The sequence below is a fragment of the Actinomadura rugatobispora genome, assembly GCF_042656285.1.
Classification (GTDB): Bacteria; Actinomycetota; Actinomycetes; order Streptosporangiales; family Streptosporangiaceae; genus Spirillospora; species Spirillospora rugatobispora.
This window is the reverse complement of sequence record NZ_JBHSON010000015.1, coordinates 1-21,033: the sequence shown is the minus strand read 5'-3', so window position 1 is coordinate 21,033 and position 21,033 is coordinate 1. Positions and strand designations below refer to the sequence as shown.

Sequence of the window (21,033 nt, the reverse complement as noted above, 5' to 3'; positions counted from 1 at the left end):
GAAACCGTCGGCTCCGAATCCACCCCGAAGGAGACACGGTGACCCGAAGCTCTGCTCTCCAAGACTGGGGGATCCGAACGGTTCCCGGCTGGCTGGCCCAGCGCTACCGCGACGAAGGGCGGTGGACCGCGGACTCCCTCGGCTCGACGGTGGCCGCGGGGCTGAGCCGTGCCCCGCACCTGTCATTCCACGTGCGCTCCACGGTGCGTCCCTACACCGGCACCCTCGGCGACGTGGACCGGGCGGCGCGCTCGCTCGCCCAGGGCCTGCGGGCTCAGGGGATCGGTCCGGGGTCGGTCGTCGTGCTCCAGCTGCCGAACTGGGTCGAGGCCGCCATCACGTTCTGGGCGGCGACCTACATCGGCGCGGTCGTCGTCCCGGTGGTCCACTTCTACGGGCCCAAAGAGGTCGGCTACATCCTGGACGACACGCGCCCCGCGGTGATCGTCACACCTGACCGCTTCGGGCGCACCGACCACCTCCAGCAGTACGAGCAGCTGCTGGCGGAACGAGACGACACGCCGCTGTGGCTGGTGGTCGGCGACCGCCGGCGGCAGGATCTGCCGCGCGGTGCCACGCCCTTCCACCAGATGCTGGAGAGCGACCCGCTCGGCGCGCCGGAGGCGGTCGACCCCGCGGCCCCGGCGATCGTGGGCTTCACCTCCGGTACGACGCTCAACCCCAAGGGCGTCGTGCACAGCCACCAGACGATCGGCTGGGAGGTGCGCCAGTGCGACGGCTTCTACGGCAAGGGCGGGCCGCCGCAGATCGTGGGCACTCCGGTCGGCCACTTCATGGGCATGATCAATGCCTTCCTGCTGCCGCTGGTGCGGTCCGAGCCGGTGCACCTGATCGACGTGTGGGACCCGGCCGAGGTGCTGCGGGCGATGGGCGAGCGGGGGCTCGGCATCGCCGGCGGTCCGCCCTACTTCCTGACCAGCCTGCTCGACCACGCCGACTTCACGCCCGAGCACCTGGCCCTGATCCCCTACATGGGACTGGGCGGCGCGATGGTGCCGGAGGCGTTCACCGAGCGGGCGACCAGGGAGGGCATCACGGTGTACCGCTCCTACGGGAGTACCGAGCACCCCTCGATCACGGCGAGCCTGGTGGGCGACGCGGCGGACAAGCGACTGCGCACCGACGGCCGCGTGCTGCCCGGTGCCGAGATCCGCCTGGACCGGGGCGGTGAGATCCTCTCGCGCGGTGCCGACTGCTTCATCGGCTACACCGATCCTGAACTGACCGCCCGCGCCTTCGACGCCGACGGCTGGTACCGCACCGGCGACATGGGCACGGTCGACGGCGACGGCTGCCTCACCATCACCGACCGCGTAACCGATGTCATCATCCGCGGCGGTGAGAACATCAGCGCCCAGGAGGTCGAGTCGCTGCTGCTCAGGATGGAGCAGATCGCCGAGGTGAGCGTGGTGGCCGAGCCCGACCCGCGGTTGGGTGAGCACGCCACCGCGGTGATCCGCCCGCATGATGCGGCGAGCCCGGTCTCGCTGGACGACGTGCGCTCTCATCTGGCCGCGGCCGGGCTCGCCCGGCAGAAGTGGCCGGAGTCGATCCACCTGGTCGCGGACTTCCCGCGCACGGCGACCGGGAAGATCCAGAAGTTCCGCCTGCGTGAGCGGGTACGCGACGGCTCGCTGGGGCGCCCGCGCTGACGTCGGCCCAGACGCCGATGGGAGCCCCGTGAGGTTGGGAGTGGTCGTGGAACCGTCGGGCTGCCTCGACCGGCCGGACCACCGCGTGATTCACGAGACCAGGGCCGCCCTCGTGGTCGATGAGCAGGACCACGGGCTCGCACTCCCGCTCCGACCTTCCGACCAGACCTCACGCCGCCCCTCCAAGGGGCGGGCGAGGTACGGGCGCCTGCACGAGGTCGCGATGCTCCGCGACCGCATCGTTTTCCACCAGGGCCGGGCCGCCGACCCGGTCACCTCCGCCCCCGCCCCCCGCCCCTGATAGAGGGAGAGCCCCTTGCGTCGAGTCCTCAACATCGCCGCTCTCGCGGCGCTGGCGGCGGCCACCGTCACCGCCTGCTCCGGCTCCGGTTCGGAGACCGAGTACGGCAAGAACCTCACCGGCGAGCCCATCGGCCTGTCGCTGATCGCCTCCGGCCCCGGCCCCATCTACCAGCCCGAACTGGTGAAGGCGGCCAGGGCCGCGGTCAACGCGGTCAACGATGCCGGCGGGGTGAAGCCCGGGGGAGGGGGCAGTGCCCGGCCGCTCAAGCTGGTCGAGTGCGAGGCGTCCACCGTCACCGACCCCAACGCGGCGACCAAGTGCGCCCGCGAGGCCATCGCCGAGAAGGTGGTCGCCGGCATCGGCAAGTACGTGTCGTCGGACGCGGTCGTCCAGGCCTTCCAGGGCGCGAGGATCCCCCTGGTCGGCACGATGGTCATGACCGGGCAGGACTTCACCAACCCCGCGTCCTTCCCGATCGTGGGCGGTTCCCCCGTGCTGGCCGCGGGCACCGGGGTCGCGCTGCAGCAGGCGGGCGCCAAGACGGTGGCCGTCGTGACCGGTGACAGCCCCTCCGGGCGGCTGGTGCCCCAGTACGTCAAGGCCCTGCTCGCGGCGCCGGGCGACCTGAAGGGGGCCTACTACCTGCCCTTCGACGCCTCGGCCGACCTGACCTCGCACTTCGGCCAGATCGCCGCCGCACGCCCCGACGGGGTGGCCCTGCTGGCCTCGACCGATGTCACCAGCAAGACGATCGTCGGCCTGCGGCAGGCCGGCTACCAGGGCAAGATCGCGGTGGTGGCGACGGCGGTGTCGGAGGCGTCCCTGGCGAAGACGGGCGGCGCCGGCGAGGGCACCGTCGTCGTCAGCGACTACGACGCCGTGACCAGCACCGGCAACCCGAAGATCAAGCAGTTCCTGGACGAGACGGCCAAGTACGGCGACGGCAGGATCGAGGGCACCGAGTTCGCTCTGAACGCCTGGGCGTCGGTCCACCTGGTGGCCGACAGGCTCAACGGGCTCTCCGAGATCAACGGTGCCGCGCTGACCAAGTCGCTGGAGGGCAGCAAGGTCTCCCTCGGCATCGCGCCCGACTTCACCTACGGCACGCCGAACTTCCTCAAGCTGCCGCGGATCCCGAGGACCACCGTCCAGTTCCAGACGGTGCGGGGCGGCAAGATCATGCTCCAGCCCGGCGGCAGGTTCGTCGACCTCGGTCAGCTCGCGAAGCAGTAGTCGGATCGGTCGGGAGTCCTGCCCATGAACGACCTGCTCACCTTCCTCATCCTGGGACTGTCGGTCGGGGCGGTCTATGCCCTCACCGCCCAGGGCCTGGTGCTGATCTACCGCGGTAGCGGGGTGGTCAACTTCGCACAGGGCGCCTACAGCATGATCGGCGCCTTCCTCTTCTACCGTGTCGCCCCCGACCTGGGCCTGCCGCCGGCCGCGGCGTGGCCGCTGGCCCTGGGCGTCCCCGCGCTGCTGGGGGCCGCCACGCACCTGCTGCTGATGAGGCATCTGCGCCGGGCGTCGGCGCTGGTGCGACTGGTCGCGACCCTCGGCGTGTTCGCGCTGCTGGTGGGGATCGGCTACCAGCTGTGGGGACGCGGTCAGGATCTGGTGGTCTCCCCGCTCCCGCACGACGCGCACCACCTGTTCGGCGCGCAGGCGGGGATCGGGCAGGACCGCTTCTGGGTCATCGCCATCGCCGCCGTGCTCACGCTCGGCCTGGCCGCGCTGTTCCGCTGGACACCGTTCGGGCGGACGACCGAGGCCATCGCGGAGAACCCGGTGGCCGCGGCCGCGCTCGGCAAATCACCGGACGTGGTCGCCACGGCCAACTGGGTGCTGGGCGCCGTTCTGGCCTCGCTGGCGGGCATCCTGGTCGCGCCGATCCTGTTCCTCAGCGTCGAGGCGCTCGCACTGATCGTGCTGCGCTCGCTGGCGGCGGCGCTGGTCGGCCGGTTCGTCTCGTTCTGGCGGACCCTGGCGGCCGCGCTGGTCATCGGCGTGGTCGAGACGCTGCTGGGACGCTACATCGTGGACGAGGGGCCGCTGGGGCCCTTCGTCTCCGACGACCGGCTGCTGTTCGGGACCTTCACGGCACAGTCGGTGTCCCATTCGGCGGCCTTCCTCATGATCGTCGTGGTGCTGTTCGTCGCGGGCCGGAACCTGCCGGTCCGCGGTGAGCTGCTGGACCGGCTGCCGGTGCTGGGCTCGGGCCGGATCTCCCGGCCCGGCCTGCTCGCCGCGGCCGCGGTGACGATCGTGGTGATCTCGGTCGTGCCCGCGGCCTGGGCGGCCTCGATCCAGGTCAGCCTGGCCGCCGCGATGATCTGCCTGTCGCTGGTGGTGGTCACGGGCCTGACCGGGCAGATCTCGCTGGCGCAGATGGGACTGGCCGGGACCGGCGCGTGGATCGCCGGCAAGCTGATGCAGGCGCAGTCGTGGCCGTTCATCCCGGCCCTGGTCGCCGCCGTGGTCATCACCACCGTGATCGGGGTGGTCGTCGCAGTGCCCGCGCTGCGCACCCGGGGCGTGAACCTGGCGCTGCTGACCTTCGGCCTGTCGGTCGTGCTGTCCCAGCTGATCCTGCAGAACCCCGCGCTCACCGGCGGGCTCGAAGGCGTCGACATCGGCAGGCTCAACGTGTTCGGCTGGGCGATGGACGGCTTCGACCACCCGCGGCGGCTGGCGTTCGTCACGCTGGCCGTGCTCGTCGCGGTGTGCGTCGCGGTGGCGAACGTCCGGCGCAGCGGCACCGGGCTACGGCTCATCGCGCTGCGCAGCAACGAGCGGGCGGCCGCGGCGATCGGCCTGAACAGCGCGGCGATCAAGGTCTACGCGTTCGGGCTGGGCGCGGGGCTGGCCGCGCTCGGTGGCGTCTTCCTGGCGTTCCGGCAGCAGAACCTCGTCCTGACCGAGTTCTCGCCGTTCTCGTCGGTGCAGGTGGTGGTCTACACCGTGATCGGCGGGATCGGCTACGTGATCGGCGCGCTGGGCGGCGGATCGTTCGCCCCGGGCGGTCTCGGCGGGCAGATCCTGCACTCCTTCGGGCTCGGCACCAACGCGCTGGAGATCGTCTCGGGCGCGATGCTCCTGATGATCATTCTGGCGAACCCCAGCGGGATGGCCTTCGAACAGGTCAGGGCCGTGACGGCGGTTCGCGAGCGGCTCGGCTCCGGCAAGCACCGCGCTCCCGCACCTCCGTCCGAGCCCGCGCCCGAGCCCGCACCCGTCCGCGGGGCCGTCCCTGCCGGGACGCCGGGTACGCGCACTCTCGAGGTCGCCGGGCTCAACGTCCGCTTCGGACGGGTGCGGGCCGTCGACGAGGTGAGCCTGCGCGTGGACCCCGGAGAGGTGGTGGCGCTGATCGGGCCCAACGGCGCCGGCAAGACCACGGTGATCGACGCGCTGACCGGCTTCGTGAAACCCGAGCGCGGAGGGCGGATCCGGCTCGGCGGCCAGGCCCTGGAGGACTGGGGCGCCGCGCGGCGGGCCCGCGCGGGGCTGGTCCGCTCCTTCCAGTCCCTTGAACTGTTCGAGGACCTGACGGTGCTGGAGAACCTTCTGGTCACGACCATGGACACGCCGCTGCGGTACGTCACCGACCTGGCCCGCCCGCGCATGCCGCGGCTGACGGCCGCCGGTGAGGCCGCCGTCCAGGAGTTCGGGCTGGCCGGCGACCTGGAGCGGTTCCCCGGCGAACTGCCGCACGGCCGGCGTCGGCTGCTGGCCATCGCGCGGGCGGTGGCCTCCGACCCGGCCGTGCTGCTCCTCGACGAGCCGGCGGCGGGACTCGGCGAGGAGGAGACGGGCGAACTGGCCCGCCTCATCCGGCGGCTGGCCGACACCCTCGGCATCGCCGTCCTGGTCATCGAACACGACATGTCATTCGTGCAGACCTGCGCCGACCGTGTCGTCGTCCTGAACTTCGGGCGAGTGATCGCCGACGGGGAACCGGGCCAGATCCTGAGGGATCCCGCGGTGGTCGAGGCCTACCTGGGGGCCGCCCCGGAAACGCCGGGCGACGCGACGCGGCCCGAACCGGAGAGGGCGTGAGTTCCATGCTGCTGAAGGTCGAAGGGCTGGCGGCGGGCTATTCCGGTGTGGACGTCGTCCGTGAGATCGATCTGCACATCGGCAAGGGCGAGGTCGTGGCGCTGCTGGGACCGAACGGGGCAGGCAAGACCACCACGCTTCTCGCGCTTGCCGGGGTGCTGACCCCCACGTCCGGGCAGATCCTCTATCGGGACCTCCCGCTGCGGGGAACGCTGCACCAGCGGGCGCGGCGGGGCATCTCCTACATCAGCGAGCAGGGCTCGGTCTTCAGCCGGCTGACCACGCTGGCCAACCTCAGGCTCGGGGCCGGCAGCGTCGGGGACGCGCTGGCGCTCTTCCCCGAACTGGAGCCGCTGCTCAAACGCCCCGGGGGCCTTCTCTCGGGAGGGGAGCAGCGGATGCTGGCGCTGGCCCGGAGCCTGGCGGGCAAACCCGAGCTGCTGCTGGTCGACGAGCTGTCGCTGGGCCTCGCGCCCCTCATCGTGAGGCGGCTGCTCGAACGCATCCGTGCGGCCGCCGACGCCGGGACGGCGGTGCTCATCGTCGAGCAGCACGCCTCACAGGTGCTGTCGGTCAGCGACCGCGGGTACGTGCTGAGCCGGGGGCGGCTGTCGGCGTCGGGGACCGGCGCCGAACTGCTGGCGTCCTCCGGCGCGCTGCGGTCGGCCTATCTGGGCACCCGCGCGGAAGACGGGACCGAATGATCGCGGCCGCGGCAGCCGGGTGAACCCCGGGGCCGTCCGCCGAGACGGCCCCGGGGAGGGGCGGGGTCCTCGGCGGGTGATGTCTCGCTCGCCGGTTACCCGGAGGGAGTCGGATTCCTGTGCGGTGACGGGGTACTCCTTGAAGGGTGACGGCGGTCCGGGATGGATCTCGATGGATGAGACCTTCACCTCACACAGCGCGGCCGAGGTCCCTTCGACGGCGGCGGGGATGGTGGACGCCCGAGGAGTCCTGATCTGGTGGACGAAGGAGGCCGCGCGCCTGCTCGGCTACCGTCCCGACGAAGCGGTGGGACGCCGCGCGGTCGGCCTGCTCTCCGACGGGCTTCCGGCATGGGCGCGCGGATGCGTCGAGCGGGACGAGGAGGGGGCCGGCCGGCTGCTGCTGCGGCACCGGGACGGCCACCGGGTCGAGCTCGCCGTCCGCGTGGTCCCGGTTCACGGGCCCGGCGCGGACGTCCACTGGCTCGTGACGCTCGTCCGGGCGGCGGGGCCGGGGCCGGGGGCGGGTGACGGCGCGCCGACGCTCGGGGAGCTGGCGCTGACCCAGTCGCCGATGGGTGTCATGTTCTTCGATCGAGCGGGCCGGGTCAGGGGGGCCAGCCGGGGTGGGCTGCGCGCGGCGGGCGCGCGCCTCGAGGAGATCGTCGGGCTGACCGTCGATCGTCTGTCCGCCGACCCGGCGTACAAGGACTTCAAGGAACGGCTGGAGCGGGTGCTCCGCACGGGGCGGGAAGAGCGGATGAACGCCTATGTGCGGACACCGGGCGAGAACCGCGCTCACGCCTGGTCGTCGATCGTGTACGCGCTGCAGGACCCCGAGGGAAGAGTGCTGGGAGCGGCCGTGGCGGCGCTCGACGTCACCGAGGAGGACCGGGCCAAGCAGCGTCTGGCGATCGTGAACGCCGCCAGCGCCCGCATCGGGACCGTTCTCGACGCGGCGGCCACCGCCCAGCAGCTCGCGGACATAGCCGCCGAGCAGTTCGCCGACTTCGTCTGTGTCGATCTGCTCGACGGCGTCCTCACGGGTGAGGAGGCGGAGCCGCGTCGGCTCGCGGGCCGGGTGGTCCTCCATCGTGCCGCGCAGCGGTCCCTCCTGGCCGGCTGCCCGGAGGCCATGGTCGAGACCGGCGGTGCGGGGCGCTACCCGGAGGACTCACCGCCGGCCCGCGCCCTGGTCACCGGGCGTTCGCTGCTGCGGCGGACGGACGACTCCGATGTCCGGGCCTGGCTGGCGCGTGATCCCGCCTGGGCGTCCAGCGTCCGCGAGTTCGGGATCCACTCCTTCATCGTCGTGCCGTTGCCGGCCCGCGGGACGATCATCGGCCTGGCGCAGTTCTACCGGCATCGCACGCCCGATCCGTTCGACACCGAGGACCTGCTGCTCGCCGAGGAGATCACCGCCCGGGCGGCGCTGAGCATCGACAACGCCCGGCGCTACGCCGAGCAGCGCGAGACCGCGCTGGCCATGCAGCGGAGCCTGCTGCCGGGCCGGTCACCCCCGCATCCGGCGGTGACCGTGGCCTCCCGCTACCTGCCGACCGGCTCCCGGGCAGGGGTGGGCGGCGACTGGTTCGACGTGATCCCGCTGTCGGGGGGCAGGGTCGCGCTCGTGGTGGGCGATGTGGTGGGGCACGGCCTCCAGGCATCGGCCACCATGGGGCGCCTCCGCACGGCGGTCCGCACCCTGGCCGAGGTGGACATGCCTCCGGACGAGCTGCTCACCCACCTCGACGACGTCGTCCTGAGCCTGGACCGCGAGGAGGGGCCGGGCGGCGCCGACGGCGACGGACGGCAGACCGGGGACATCGGCGCGACCTGCCTGTACGCGGTCTACGACCCGGTCTCGCGGGTCTGCGCCATGGCCCGCGCAGGGCATCCGGTGCCGGCGCTGGTCGCCCCCGGCGGAACCGTCGATTTCCCCGCGTTGCCGGCCGGCCCCCCGCTGGGGCTGGGCGGCCTGCCGTTCGAGTCGGCCGAGCTGGAACTGCCCGACGGCACGCTGATCGCGCTGTTCACCGACGGCCTCATCGAGTCCACCGGGCATGACGTCGACGTGGCTTTGGACCGGCTGAGCGACGTGCTGCGCACGCCCGCCCCGTCCCTGGAACGGCTCTGTGACGAGGCGCTGGCCGAACTGCTGCCCGGTGCCCCTGCGGACGACGTGGCCCTGCTCCTCGCCCGCACCCAGGGCCTGGACGCCTCCCATGTCGCGACCTGGGATCTGCCCGCGGACCCGGCGATGGTGTCACGGGCACGGGAATGGGCCACGGCCCGGCTGGCCGCCTGGGGACTGGAGCACGCGGCCATCGTCACCGAACTCCTGGTCAGCGAGCTCGTCACCAACGCCCTCCGCTACGGGAAACCGCCGGTCCGGCTCCGCCTGATCCGGCTGCGCCTGCACGGCGAGACCAGCCTGATCACCGAGGTCTCCGACGCCAGCAGCACCTCGCCGCATCTGCGCCGTGCGCGCGCGTTCGACGAGCACGGCCGCGGCCTCTTCCTGGTGGCCCAGCTCACCCACCGCTGGGGCAGCCGCCAGAGCCCCTCCGGCAAGACGATCTGGGCCGAGCAGACACTCCCCGAGTGATCTGGTCGGTATCCGAGGGCGGGTGCTAGCGTCCAGGCGACCGGTGGGAATCCGGTGAAGGCTGCGAACGCAGTGAACCGAGTGAAGGGTGTGCGCCGATGGGCGACGCGGAGAGCTACCGCGCCACGTTCGAGATGGTCGACGCGGACGGCGACGGCTACATCTCCACCGCCGAGCTGAAGAACGTGATGCGGGCGCTGGGAAAGGAGATCACCGACACCCGCGCGGTCGAGGTGATGGTGGACGCCGACGCCAACCGCGACGGCCGGATCTCCCTGGAGGAGTTCGCCGCGCTCATGCAGGGCGGCACCGCCTCCTGATCCCGTCAGCCGGCGGCCCACTCGCGGCGGCGGGCCTCGGCCAGGGCGATGGCGGTGGCGACGGCGACGTTGAGCGAGCCGACCCTGCCGATCTGCGGGATGTAGGCGACCGCGTCCGCGGCGGCCAGCAGCGCGGGGGAGCAGCCGTGGTCCTCGCCGCCCACGGCCAGGCACACGTCGCCGTCCAGCGGCGCCTCGTGCAGCGGGACGGCGTCGCCGGTGAGCTCGACCGCGACCAGCCGCAGTCCCTGCTTGCGGACCGCCGCGGCGGCCGCGTCCGGCGTCCCCGCGTGCTCCCAGGACACCAGGCGCTCGGTGCCCAGGGCGGTCTTGGCGACGTTGCGGTGGGACGGGTCGATGGCGTTCCCGGCCAGCCAGAGGTGCTCGACGCCGAAGACCGCCGCGCTGCGGATGATCGAGCCCATGTTGAACGGCTGGGTGACCGACTCCACCAGCAGCCCGAGCCGCCCCTCGGTGCGCCGCCGCCAGTCGCGGTTGAGCCGTTTGACGTCGGTCGGGCGCAACTGCTTGCGGGCCGGGTCGTGCGCGGTCATGCGGTGTCATCTCCGGTACGGGTGGGTTCGGGCCGCGCGGCCACCGCCAGGACGCGGTAGGCCGAGCGGGAGGCGAGACGGTCGGTGGGGAAGCCCTGCTCGTTCAGCCAGCGCTGCAGGGTGTCCGAGCCCAGGTGCTTCTGCACGACGAGGTGGGCGCGGCCCCCGGGCGTGAGGCGGGGGAGCCAGGTCAGGAGCAGGTCGTGCAGGGCGGCCTTGCCGATGCGGATCGGGGGGTTGGACCAGATCGCCTCGAAGCGGAGCTCGGGGGCGATCTCGTCCGCCAGGGCGAACCTTACTGTGTCAAGGCCGGCGGCCGTTGCGTTGCGCCGGGCCAGCTCCAGCGCGCGTTCGTTGACGTCCACCCCGTACACCTGCGCCTCGGGAGCGCGGCGGGCCAGGGTGAGCGCGATGGGGCCGTAGCCGCAGCCGAGGTCCAGCAGGGCGCCGGCGGGCGGGGGAGCGGGCACGGTCTCCAGCAGGATGCGGGTGCCCGGGTCGATCCGGTCGGGCGAGAAGACGCCGCGGTCGGTCTCCAGCCGCAGATGCAGGTCCGGCAGCACCAGGTCGACGGTGCGGAGCCGGCTGGCCGCCCCGGGCCGGGACGCGAAGTAGTGTTCCCCCACGTCGGCAGACCGTACCAGCGTCCGGCCGAATCGGCGTTCCGGACCGGTCAGGGCAGCCGGGCGAACCAGGCCAGCGAGGCCCCGCCCGCGGCCAGCGCCAGCAGCAGCGCGATGCCGGTGAAGCGGGCCGCGATGTCCCGGTGCTCGATCTTGAAGCCGAGCGAGCTGCCGATGCTGGAGTACACCTCCGACAGCTGGCCGCCGTCGGCAGCCTCGTAGGCCTTGCCGCCGGCGCCCTCGGCCAGGGTCCGCAGCGTCTCCTTGTTGACCGACACGCTGGTGGTCTCGCCCTCGATGTCGACGGTGCCGAAGGGGGTGCCGAAGGCGATCGTGGAGACCGGGACGTGCGCGCCGCGGCTGGCGTCGATGGCCTCGCTGACCGAGCGGCCGGTGGTGTTGTCGCCGTCCGACAGCAGCACGATGTGGGCGGGCGGCGGATCCTGCGGTGTGTCCGGCCCCCGGCTCTGGGCGTCGAAGGACCGCACGGCCTGCAGGGAGGTGAACACGGCCTCGCCGATGGCGGTGCGCTTGGCCAGGACCAGCTGGTCGATGGAGGCGATCGCGGCCTGCCGGTCGGCGGACGGCGCGGCGACCAGGTTGGCGTTGCCGGCGAAGGAGACCACGCCGACGTTGAAGCGGCCGGGCAGGTCGCGGATGAACTTCTTGGCGGCGTCCTTGGCGGCCTCGAACCGGTTGGGCGCCACGTCCTTGGCCATCATCGACAGCGAGACGTCCACCGCGACCATGATCGTGGCGCGGTCGCGGGGGACCTTGACGCCGGTGGCGGGACGGGCGAACCCGATCATCATGACCAGCAGCATGGCCAGGAACAGCCCGGCGGCCACGTGCCGGCGCCAGCCCGGCCGCTTCGGCGCGACCTGGGCGAGCAGGGCCAGGTTGGTGAAGCGCACCGCGTACCGGCCGCGGCGCATCTGCAGGACGATGTAGGCGGTGGCCAGGACCGGCAGCAGGGCCAGCAGCCACAGCCGCTCGGGCGACAGGAAGGTCATGGGCGCACTCCCCCGGTGGCGATGGCGCGCCCGGCGGCGCGGCGCTGCCGCAGGGCGAAGCGGGCGACGTCGGCGATCCAGTCGCGGTCGGTGCGCAGGACCAGGTGGTGGCTGCCGCAGCGGCGCAGCGCGGCGCGGGTGCGCTCGCGCTGGGCGGCGGCCGCGGCGGCGTAGCGCTCGCGGACCTTGCGGTTCAGGACGATCTCGTGCACGGCCCCGGTCTCGGGGTCGGTCATCTCCACCAGCCCGACGTCGGGCAGGTCCAGCTCGCGCGGGTCGATGATCTCGATGGCCAGGACCTGGTGGCGGGCGGCCAGGCGGCGCAGCGGGCGTTCCCAGGCGGGCGGCTCGTGCCGGTGGCCGTCGTGGCCGGTGTCGGCGGCGGCCGGCGCGGGGTCGTCGGCGGGCGGGAGGAAGTCGGAGATGATCACGCGGAGGCCGCGGCGCTTCTGGCCGCGGTCCAGGGAGGTGATGCCCTCGGCCAGGGTGCCGGCGGGCCTGCTGCCGAACGGGCCCCCGCCGAGGGTGCCCGTCCCGGTTCCGGTGTCGGCCTCCAGCACGGCCTCCAGGAGGGCGTACATGGCGGCCTTGCCGGTGCGGGCGGGCCAGCGGCGCATCCCGTCGGGGCGCAGCAGGTAGGCGCCGACGCGGTCGCCGAGCCGGACGGTCAGGAACCCGACGGCGGCCAGCGCGGCGACGGCCAGCTCGCGTTTGATCATGGTGCCGGTGCCGAAGTCCATGCTGGGGGTGAGGTCCATGAGGGCCCACGCCTCCAGCTCGTGGTCGGCGACCAGGTCGCGCACGTGCGGGGTGGTGGTGCGGGCGGTGACGGCCCAGTCCATGTGGCGGACGTCGTCCTCGCCGGGCTGGTAGACGCGGGCCTCGGCCAGCTCGGTGCCGGGGCCGGGGATCAGGCCCAGGTGCTCGCCGTTCAGCAGGCCCTCCAGGCGGCGGGTGACCGACAGCTCCAGGCGCCGCAGGGTGCGCTCGGGGGCCAGCGCGGCCACCTTGCCGCCGCCGGCCCGCCCGCCGCGGGACGGCCGCCGGCCTCCGGTCGGGTCGGTGGTCACTGGGCGGTCACCGTGCCGTGGTTCCAGACCACGCGCGGCGGCGGGACGGCGGCCAGGATCTGCGCGACGACCTCGCCGGTGTCGACGCCGTCGGCGAGGGCGTCGAAGGTGAGGACGACGCGGTGCGCCATGACGTCACGGGCGACGGCGCGCACGTCGTCGGGCAGCACGTAGTCGCGGCCCGACAGCAGCGCCAGCGCGCGGGCGCAGGAAACCAGGCCGAGGGTGGCCCGGGGGCTGGCCCCGATCTCGATGACCTGGCGCAGGTCGGGCAGCCGGTACTGCTCTGGCTCGCGGGTGGCCATGACCAGCCGGACGATGTAGTCGGCGACCAGCTCGTGGACCGACACTTCCTCGGCGGCGCGCTGGAGGGCGATGAGGCGGTCGGGGTCCAGGACGGGCTCGGCCTCGGGCGGGTCGACGCTCATGCGCTGCAGGATCTGCAGCTCCTCGTGGGCGCCGGGGTAGCGCACGTCGATCTTCATCAGGAACCGGTCGCGCTGGGCCTCGGGCAGCGGGTAGACGCCCTCGGACTCGATCGGGTTCTGGGTGGCCAGCACGATGAACGGCCGGGGCAGCGGGTAGGTGTTGCCGCCCAGGGAGACCTGGCGCTCGGCCATGACCTCCAGGAGGGCGGACTGGACCTTGGCGGGCGCCCGGTTGATCTCGTCGGCGAGGACGAAGTTGACGAAGACGGGGCCGAGCTCGACGTCGAACTGCTCGGTGGAGGGGTGGTAGATACGGGTGCCGACGATGTCGGAGGGGACCAGGTCCGGGGTGAACTGCAGGCGGGCGAAGGTGCCGCCGACGACCTGGGCGAGGGTGCCCACGGCCAGGGTCTTGGCGACGCCGGGCACGCCCTCGATCAGGCAGTGGCCCTTGGCCAGCAGCGCGACGACCATGCGCTCGACCATGTGCTCCTGGCCGACGATGACCTTCTTGACCTCGGCCACGGTGTGCTGCAGCAGTGCCGCGGCCTGGTCCAGATCCTGCGCTGCGACGGTCATCTGGGAGATCCTCACTGTCCTCCGGCTGCTGGCGGGCGCATTCCGACCCTACGGGATCACATGTACCCGTTCGTGCGGGAAGACCGCACTCGCGAAGCCGACATGCGCGGCTGAGAGCCTGCCATCCACGGCCGTATGGGCGGTGTAAAGAGCCTGGGGGACGGCTCTGAGGGCACGTCGGCGATAGGGGGAGGGGGTGTACGGGGCGTTCCGGGGGGCGGCGGCGCGGTTGTAGTGTGGCGGCCATGTCCAGGCCGTTGCCACCCGGTGATCCTGTACGGCTCGGCCCCTACCGGCTGTCCGCGAGGCTGTCGGAGACCTCGGCCGGGATCGTGTACCTGGGGGAGGACGACGCGGGCCGTCGCGCCAGCGTCGCGGTGCTCAACCGCGGGGCCGCCGAGGACGCGGCGGCGCGCGACCGGTTCCGCGCCGCGATCAACTCGGCGATCCCGGGGCCGGGGCGGCCGCCCCGGCTGGGCCCGGAGGAACCGGCGCCGGTGGTGGCGGCGCAGCCCGACGGGCCGGCGCCGTGGGTGGCGACGTCCTATGACGCCGACCGGATGGAGCGGCCGGGCGCGGAGCGCTTCCTCGACTCGGTGGTGCTGGAGGGGGCGTTCCGGGGGCGGTGGAGAGGCCGCCGGAGGGGCCCGCAGTTCCAGCCGTACTGGCTGGGGTCGGGGGAACCGGCGCTGGAGCGTCCGCCGGCCGCGTTCGCGCCGGTGGGGCCGCCCGTCCAGGAGCGTCCCGAGCGGGGCCTGGTCGCGGCCATCCTGACCCTGGCGGGGATCCTGGCGGTGCTGGCGCTGCTGATGCTGCTGCTGTTCGCCTGCCAGCCGAAGGTGACCGAGCCGCCTCCGCCTCCGCCGGACCCGCCTTCGCAGCCGTTGCGGCCGCCGCCCACGCCGCCGCAGCAGCCGCGGCCGTCGCAGAGCCCGTCGCCGGTGCCGACCACGCCGACGCCGTCCCCGAGCCTGCCGACGCCGTCCCCCTCGGGCGGCGAGGGCGACGACGGCGGCCCGCTCTAGCTCTGGCAAGGCCGTGCGAGCCGGTATTGCGTTGCGGCGTCGGTGCGGCGCGGCGAGCATGGGGGCATGCTGGAGAGCCTGATCGCCTTCACCGGTGCGGCGGTCCTCATCGCGATGGTCCCGGGGCCGAGCACGGTCGTGATCATGCGGTCGTCGGTGCTGTCGGGGCGGCGGGCCGGGCTGGCCGCGGTCCTGGGGAACGAGACGGGCGTGCTGCTGTGGGGGCTGGCGGCGGCGCTGGGCCTGTCGGCGCTCCTGGCGGCGTCCCGGCTGGCCTATGACGGGCTGCGGATCGCGGGCGCGGCGGTGCTGGTGTACTTCGGGGCCAGGGCGCTGTGGCAGGCGCGCCGCGGCGCCGTGACGGCCGCCGGCGTTCCTGGTGACCCGGAGGACCCCGAGGGGGCCGCGGGGGCCGTGGAGGGCGGTTCCGGGCCGCTGGGGCGGTACTTCCGGCTGGGGCTGATCACCAACTTCGCCAATCCGAAGGCGGGGGTGTTCGCGGTGTCGTTCCTGCCGCAGTTCGTCCCGGAGGGCTGGCCGGTGCCGGTGGTGCTGGTGGGGTTCTCGCTGCTGTGGGCGCTGATCGACCTGGTCTGGTACACGGTCGTGGTGTGAACGGTGGACGCCGCCCGGCGGGTCTTCGAGCGGCCGGGAGTGCGGCGCCGCCTGGAGCAGGTGTCGGGCGTGGTCCTGGTCGGGCTGGGCGTCCGCCTGGCCTCGGAGACCCGCTGACCCCGCTGACCGGCCCCGCCTTTGGGCGTCCCCCCGGCGCGGCAAAGTCCTGCGGGGCGGGCGGATTCGCGGATCCGGGCGGTTCGGCACGACAATGTGCGCGCGAGCGTGGCTGGGAGTGGCGGAGGGAACGGCATGCGATGTCCGTCGTGCGGTAGCGACACCGGGACGGATCTGGCGAACTGCGCGCGGTGCGCGGCCCCTGTCCCCGGGGCGCCCGCCGCGGAGGCGGGCGCGGAGACGGTCGCGTTCCAGGACGATCCGACGCTGGTGGAGACCCGGTTCGCCGAGATCCCTCCGGCCCCGCAGGCGCCGCACGCCCCGTACGCGCCGCCGCCGGCCCGCGCGGGCGGGCGCGTCCCGCCGTACGCGGGCTGGGCGGTGGCCGGCACGTTCGCGCTCGCACTGGTGGCGGTGCTGATCGTGCTGTGGCCGTCGGGACGTGCGAAGGAGGGCGCGGGAGGGGCCGGGAGCCCGGGGACGCCCCAGGCACCGCAGAGTTCCGCCTCGCCGGTCACCTCGATTCCGGTGGGGAGCGCGAAGTTCTACGTCGACACCTTCGCCGCCGCGGAGGGGTACGCCCAGCCGTCGGCCTCCGGCGCGGCGGTCGGTGAGCTGCGCAAGGGCACCCACTACGTCTTCTGCAAGAAGTGGGGGCAGAAGATGGACCGCGGTGGAGGCGACGCCTACAACCACTGGTGGCTGCTGACCGACCTGGACGTGGTGTACGGCGGCGGCTCGCGGGGGTGGGTGCCGGCGCTGTACCTGAGCCGGTGGGGCAACGACGAGGCCAAGGACAACCAGGGGCAGGACATTCCGGTCTGTTCTGGTTGATCATTCGGTTCTAGCCTGTCGGGATGGACGCCCTGGACGCCCTCGCCGACCGGTACGTGGAGGAGTTCGCCGCGCTGGACCCGTGCGCGGCGACGATCATGGGGATCGCCGGCCATGACCGGGCCCTCACCGACTACGGCCCGGAGGGGTTCGCCGCCCGTTCCGACCTGACCCGCCGCACCCTGGTCGCGCTCGACGCCCTGCCCTGCCCCGACCCCGCCGGTGATGGGGACGCGGCCCGCGCCGAGGCGGCGCGGGTGGCGGCGGCGGTGCTGCGCGAGCGGCTGGAGACCGAGCTCGCCCTGGACGAGGCGGGCGTGCGGGAGGGCTGCCTCGACACCACCGACGGTCCGGTGCAGCGCCTCCGGTACGCCTTCGAGCTGCTCGACCAGGGCGCGGCCACCGACTGGGAGGCCATGGGCGCGCGGGTCCGGGCCCTTCCCGGCGCGCTGGAGAGCCTGCGCGCCGGCCTGGTGCGGGCGCACGACGAGGGCCGCCTGTCGCCGCAACGGCAGGTGGCCCGCAGCGAGCGCGCGTGCCTGGAGCTGCGCCGCTACCTCGCGGGGTTGGCCGGGCGTGAGGACGCGCGGCGGGCGGGGCTGGAGGAGCCCGCGTGGGCCGCCCGGCAGGCGCTGGGCGGCTTGGCCCGCTGGCTGAGCGAGGATCTGGAGCCGCGCGCCCCCCGGGAGGACGCGCTGGGGGCCGACCGCTACCGGCTGGGCGTGCGCGACTTCCTGGGAACCGATCTGGACCTGGAAGAGACCTACGCCTGGGGCTGGGAGGAACTGGCCCGGATCGAGGCGGAGATGGCCTCCCTCGCCCAGGAGATCCGCCCCGGGGGCACCCTGGCGGAGGTGACCGCGGCCCTGGACGCCGATTCGGCCCACCGGGTGCGCGCGGAGGATTTCCTGCCCTACATCCAGGAACTGGCCGACCGCGCCATCGCCGACCTGGATGGCGTGCACTTCGACATCCCCGCCCCTCTGCGGCGCGTCGAGTGCCGCCTGGCGCCCGCGGACTCGGGCGTGTACTACCTGGCCCCGGCCGAGGACCTGTCCCGGTCCGGAACGGTGTGGTGGACGCTGCACCCCTCGGAGGAGGAGGTCGTCACCTGGAGCGTCCCGGCGGTGATGTTCCACGAGGGCGTGCCCGGCCACCACCTCCAGCTGGGGTCGGCCACGCTGAACACTGCGACGCTCAACCGCTACCAGCGGGTGTCGGCGGAGCTGTACCCCGGGCACGGCGAGGGCTGGGGCCTGTACGCCGAGCGGCTGATGGGCGAGCTGGGCTACTACCGCGATCCGGCGCACCGGCTGGGGATGCTTGCGGGCGGGCAGCAGATCCGGGCGGCGCGGGTCGTCCTGGACATCGGGATGCACCTGCGGCTGCCGATCCCGGCGGGGACCGGGTTCCACGAGGGCGAGCGGTGGACGCCGGAGCTGGGGTGGGAGTTCCTGCGGGCGCACTGCGGGCCGTGGGCCGACGAGCAGGTGACCTTCGAGATCGACCGGTACCTGGGCCGCCCGGCGCAGGCGATCGCCTACAAGCTGGGGGAGAAGGTCTGGCTGGAGGCGCGCGAGGACGCGCGCCGCCGGGAGGGCGCCGCGTTCGACCTCAAGGCCTTCCACCGGCGGGCGCTGGACCTGGGCCCGATGGGCCTGGACCGGCTCCGCGCCGAGCTCGCCGCCGCCCCGTGACCCGGTAGGGCACCGCCCTTTGAACGGCGTCAGGTGGGGCCGTGGTCCTCGGCCGGGACGGGGCCGGGCCTCGTCCAGTCGAAGGACCGTTCGACCGCGCGCTTCCAGTTGTGGTACTCGGCGGCGCGGCGGACGGGGTCCATCGCCGGGACCCAGCGGGCGGCGCGGTGCCAGTTGCGGCGCAGCCCCTCCAGGTCGGCCCAGTATCCGACGGCCAGCCCGGCGGCGTAGGCGGCGCCCAGCGAGACCGTCTCCACCACCATGGGCCGGACCACGGGCACGTTGAGGACGTCGGCCACGCACTGCATCAGCAGGTGGTCGGCGGTCATGCCGCCGTCGGACTTCAGCTCCCTGAGGGGCAGCCCGGAGTCGGCGTTCATGGCGTCGGCGACCTCGCGGGTCTGCCAGGCGGTGGCCTCCAGCACGGCGCGGGCCAGGTGCCCCTTGGTGATGTAGGAGGTCAGGCCGACGATGATGCCGCGGGCCTCGGCCCGCCAGTGCGGGGCGAACAGGCCCGAGAAGGCCGGGACGATGTAGCAGCCGCCGTTGTCGTCGACGCTGCGGGCCAGCGTCTCGATCTCCGGCGCGGTGGTGATCAGCCCGAGTCCGTCGCGGAACCACTGGACCAGCGCCCCGGTGATCGCGATCGACCCCTCCAGGGCGTACACCGCGGGCTCGTCGCCGATCTTGTAGCCGACGGTGGTGAGCAGGCCGTTGGCGGAGCGGATCGGCTCGGTTCCCGTGTTCATCAGCAGGAACCCGCCGGTGCCGTAGGTGCACTTGGTCTCGCCGGGGGCGTAGCAGGTCTGGCCGAACAGGGCGGCCTGCTGGTCGCCGAGCGCGGCGCCGATCCGCACGCCGGGGAACACCCTGCGGGCGGCGCCGTAGATCTCGGTGGAGGAGCGGACGGTGGGCAGCATGGCGCGGGGGACGCCGAAGAAGGCCAGCAGCTCGTCGTCCCAGTCCAGCGTCTTGAGGTCCATGAGCAGGGTGCGGCCGGCGTTGGTGACGTCGGTGACGTGCACGCCGCCGTCGACGCCGCCGGTCAGGTTCCAGATCAGCCAGCTCTCCATGGTGCCGAACAGCACCTCGCCGCGCTCGGCGCGTTCGCGGAGGCCGGGGACGTGGTCGAGCAGCCAGCGGACGCGGGGCGCGGAGAAGTAGGTGGCCAGCGGCAGGCCGGTGCGCTCGGGCACCAGGTCGGAGCCGGGGGTGCGGGCCATCTCCTCGACCAGGGCGTCGGTGCGGGTGTCCTGCCAGACGATGGCGCGCCCGATGGGGATGCCGGTGAGCCGGTCCCACAGCACGGTGGTCTCGCGCTGGTTGGCGATGCCGACGGCGGCGATCTGCGCGGGCGCGGCACCGGCCTGGGCCAGGGCCTCGGGGGCGATGCGCTCCAGGTTCCGCCAGATCTCCAGGGCGTCGTGCTCGACCCAGCCGGGCTTGGGGAAGTGCTGGCGGTGCTCGCGCTGGGCGACCGAGACCAGGCGGCCCCGGTGGTCGAACAGGATGCAGCGGGTGGAGGTGGTGCCCTGGTCGATGGACATGACGTAGCGCTCGGTCATGCCCTCCCCACCGCCTGCCGCGCCCGCACCCCGACGATGGGCACCGGGGGTACCGGGCTACCAGCGGGAGGCGCCCAGGTCCCGGGAGACGGCGCGGGAGGCGTCCCGGACGTAGCCGACCAGGGCGGGGTCGGGGAGCCGGCGGGCGTCGCAGATCCGCTCGACCGCGCCCGACACCCCGATCGAGCCCACGACCAGCCCCCCGTACCCGCGGATGGGCGCGGCGATGGCGGCCTCGCCGAGGGCGAACTCCTCGATCTCCGACGCCCAGCCCTGCTCGCGGACGCGGGTGAGCGAGCGGGCCAGGGAGCGGTGGTCGGTGATGGTGCGGCGGCAGAACGACTCCAGCTCGGTGCCGCGGATGGAGGCGGCGGCGTTGACGTCGTGGGCGAGCAGCGCCTTGCCCAGCGCGCTGGCGTGCAGCGGCAGCAGCGACCCGATGTCCATGGCCTGCAGGGAGTCGTCGGGCCGGAAGACGTGGTGGACGACCAGGACCTTGCCGTCCAGCAGGCTGCCGATGCGCACAGCCTCGCCGCTGCGCGCGGCCAGCGCGTCCGCCCAGTTGATCGCGCGCGAGCGCAGCTCGTTGACGTCCAGGTAGCTGGTGCCCAGGTGCAGGAGGGCGGCGCCCAGCTGATACTTGCCGCTGGCCTCGTCCTGCTCGACGAACCCGACCCTGACCAGGGTGCGCAGGATGCCGTGGACGGTGCCGCGGGCCAGCCCGAGCGAGCTCGCCAGCTCGCCCACGCCCAGCCGGCCGGAGCTGTTGGCCAGCAGCCGGAGGATGGCCGCGGCCCGCTCGATCGACTGCACCGGTCCCGGCATGGGACCGATCCTAGAACCGAACCGTCATCTGCCGAAACGTCGCCGACAATGTCGACACCCGCCGACATCACTGGATCACGCGTGCCGAGGTGCCCGTTCGCTGTGATCTGCGGCATATCGGCGAGGGTAATGGGCCCATGGCGGCAGGGAAAGTGTTCGACATTGTCGGCACATGTACGTTGACCGCCCTGAAAAGCCGACCTAGCGTCCTCGGCAACCGCGCGGCCCGCTCGCTCCTCCCTGATGGGCGGCCCGCCGACGGGGCGCCCGCCTGCCGGTCCGGGGGCGCGGGCGCCCTCCCACCCCCGCTTGCCAAGGAGGCAAGGCTCATGCCAGAGAGCGACAGGGCGCACAAGGACACCACGCCGGCCGGCCCGGCCGGCGCCGCCGCCGATGCCGCCGGCGCGCGCGGCGCGTCCC

18 protein-coding genes are annotated in these 21,033 nt (G+C 73.4%); 11 read left to right on the top strand and 7 right to left on the bottom strand.

Translation table 11 applies throughout. From position 1 onward, the window contains the following. The first annotated feature begins 38 nt into the window (after nucleotides 1-38). The 7 genes from ACFPZN_RS13090 to ACFPZN_RS13060 all read left to right on the top strand — a co-directional run bounded on the left by ACFPZN_RS13090 (nucleotide 39) and on the right by ACFPZN_RS13060 (nucleotide 9,668). Entirely contained in the window at nucleotides 39-1,673 is a 1,635-nt protein-coding gene (locus ACFPZN_RS13090) for an AMP-binding protein (protein ID WP_378282171.1), read from the top strand. A 28-nt stretch (nucleotides 1,674-1,701) separates the two neighbouring features. Beyond that, the gene (locus tag ACFPZN_RS13085; RefSeq protein WP_378282170.1) at nucleotides 1,702-1,974 is read left to right on the top strand and encodes a DUF427 domain-containing protein; all 273 of its coding nucleotides are present in this window, start codon (nucleotides 1,702-1,704) and stop codon (nucleotides 1,972-1,974) included. A gap of 15 nt (nucleotides 1,975-1,989) precedes the next feature. Beyond that, nucleotides 1,990-3,210, top strand: a complete 1,221-nt coding sequence (locus ACFPZN_RS13080) for an ABC transporter substrate-binding protein (RefSeq protein ID WP_378282169.1) — start codon at nucleotides 1,990-1,992, stop codon at nucleotides 3,208-3,210. A 24-nt stretch (nucleotides 3,211-3,234) separates the two neighbouring features. Continuing rightward, nucleotides 3,235-6,036, top strand: a complete 2,802-nt coding sequence (locus ACFPZN_RS13075) for an ABC transporter permease subunit (protein ID WP_378282168.1) — start codon at nucleotides 3,235-3,237, stop codon at nucleotides 6,034-6,036. 5 nt (nucleotides 6,037-6,041) lie between these two features. Next, nucleotides 6,042-6,740, top strand: a complete 699-nt coding sequence (locus ACFPZN_RS13070) for an ABC transporter ATP-binding protein (protein ID WP_378282280.1) — start codon at nucleotides 6,042-6,044, stop codon at nucleotides 6,738-6,740. A gap of 172 nt (nucleotides 6,741-6,912) precedes the next feature. After that, nucleotides 6,913-9,348, top strand: a complete 2,436-nt coding sequence (locus tag ACFPZN_RS13065) for a SpoIIE family protein phosphatase (RefSeq protein WP_378282167.1) — start codon at nucleotides 6,913-6,915, stop codon at nucleotides 9,346-9,348. Nucleotides 9,349-9,446: 98 nt separating this feature from the next. Then, complete coding sequence (locus tag ACFPZN_RS13060) at nucleotides 9,447-9,668, top strand: EF-hand domain-containing protein (RefSeq protein ID WP_378282166.1); 222 nt, start codon at nucleotides 9,447-9,449, stop codon at nucleotides 9,666-9,668. Between the two features lie 5 nt (nucleotides 9,669-9,673). Here the strand turns inward: ACFPZN_RS13060 and ACFPZN_RS13055 are convergent, their stop codons facing one another. Genes ACFPZN_RS13055 through ACFPZN_RS13035 form a run of 5 tightly spaced genes read right to left on the bottom strand, consistent with a single transcriptional unit; the run spans nucleotide 9,674 to nucleotide 13,935 of the window. Further along, on the bottom strand, nucleotides 9,674-10,222 hold the full coding sequence (locus tag ACFPZN_RS13055) for a TrmH family RNA methyltransferase (RefSeq protein WP_378282165.1): 549 nt from the start codon (nucleotides 10,220-10,222) through the stop codon (nucleotides 9,674-9,676). Further along, nucleotides 10,219-10,848: a class I SAM-dependent methyltransferase gene (locus ACFPZN_RS13050; protein WP_378282164.1), complete on the bottom strand. Its 630-nt coding sequence runs from the start codon at nucleotides 10,846-10,848 to the stop codon at nucleotides 10,219-10,221. The genes ACFPZN_RS13055 and ACFPZN_RS13050 overlap by 4 nt, the downstream gene beginning before the upstream one ends. 47 nt (nucleotides 10,849-10,895) lie before the next feature. Further along, nucleotides 10,896-11,858: a VWA domain-containing protein gene (locus tag ACFPZN_RS13045; RefSeq protein WP_378282163.1), complete on the bottom strand. Its 963-nt coding sequence runs from the start codon at nucleotides 11,856-11,858 to the stop codon at nucleotides 10,896-10,898. Then, nucleotides 11,855-12,865: a DUF58 domain-containing protein gene (locus ACFPZN_RS13040; protein WP_378282279.1), complete on the bottom strand. Its 1,011-nt coding sequence runs from the start codon at nucleotides 12,863-12,865 to the stop codon at nucleotides 11,855-11,857. The genes ACFPZN_RS13045 and ACFPZN_RS13040 overlap by 4 nt, the downstream gene beginning before the upstream one ends. Before the next feature lie 59 nt (nucleotides 12,866-12,924). Then, nucleotides 12,925-13,935, bottom strand: coding sequence for an AAA family ATPase (locus ACFPZN_RS13035; protein ID WP_378282162.1), 1,011 nt, complete (start codon nucleotides 13,933-13,935; stop codon nucleotides 12,925-12,927). Nucleotides 13,936-14,180: 245 nt separating this feature from the next. Here ACFPZN_RS13035 and ACFPZN_RS13030 point away from each other — a divergent pair, with 245 nt between their 5' ends. The 4 genes from ACFPZN_RS13030 to ACFPZN_RS13015 all read left to right on the top strand — a co-directional run bounded on the left by ACFPZN_RS13030 (nucleotide 14,181) and on the right by ACFPZN_RS13015 (nucleotide 18,223). Continuing rightward, nucleotides 14,181-14,960: a hypothetical protein gene (locus tag ACFPZN_RS13030; protein WP_378282161.1), complete on the top strand. Its 780-nt coding sequence runs from the start codon at nucleotides 14,181-14,183 to the stop codon at nucleotides 14,958-14,960. Between the two features lie 66 nt (nucleotides 14,961-15,026). After that, nucleotides 15,027-15,575, top strand: a complete 549-nt coding sequence (locus tag ACFPZN_RS13025) for a LysE family translocator (protein ID WP_378282160.1) — start codon at nucleotides 15,027-15,029, stop codon at nucleotides 15,573-15,575. 252 nt (nucleotides 15,576-15,827) lie between these two features. After that, complete coding sequence (locus ACFPZN_RS13020) at nucleotides 15,828-16,526, top strand: hypothetical protein (protein ID WP_378282159.1); 699 nt, start codon at nucleotides 15,828-15,830, stop codon at nucleotides 16,524-16,526. A 23-nt stretch (nucleotides 16,527-16,549) separates the two neighbouring features. Then, nucleotides 16,550-18,223, top strand: coding sequence for a DUF885 domain-containing protein (locus tag ACFPZN_RS13015; RefSeq protein ID WP_378282158.1), 1,674 nt, complete (start codon nucleotides 16,550-16,552; stop codon nucleotides 18,221-18,223). A 29-nt stretch (nucleotides 18,224-18,252) separates the two neighbouring features. Here ACFPZN_RS13015 and glpK read toward each other — a convergent pair whose 3' ends face one another. Together glpK and ACFPZN_RS13005 are read right to left on the bottom strand one after the other, a co-directional pair. Then, nucleotides 18,253-19,788 (bottom strand): glycerol kinase GlpK, encoded by a 1,536-nt coding sequence (glpK, locus tag ACFPZN_RS13010; protein ID WP_378282157.1) that lies wholly within the window; start codon nucleotides 19,786-19,788, stop codon nucleotides 18,253-18,255. Nucleotides 19,789-19,845: 57 nt separating this feature from the next. After that, a complete protein-coding gene (locus ACFPZN_RS13005; protein WP_378282156.1) occupies nucleotides 19,846-20,613 on the bottom strand; it encodes an IclR family transcriptional regulator in 768 nt (255 codons plus the stop codon). Nucleotides 20,614-21,033 lie beyond the last annotated feature (420 nt).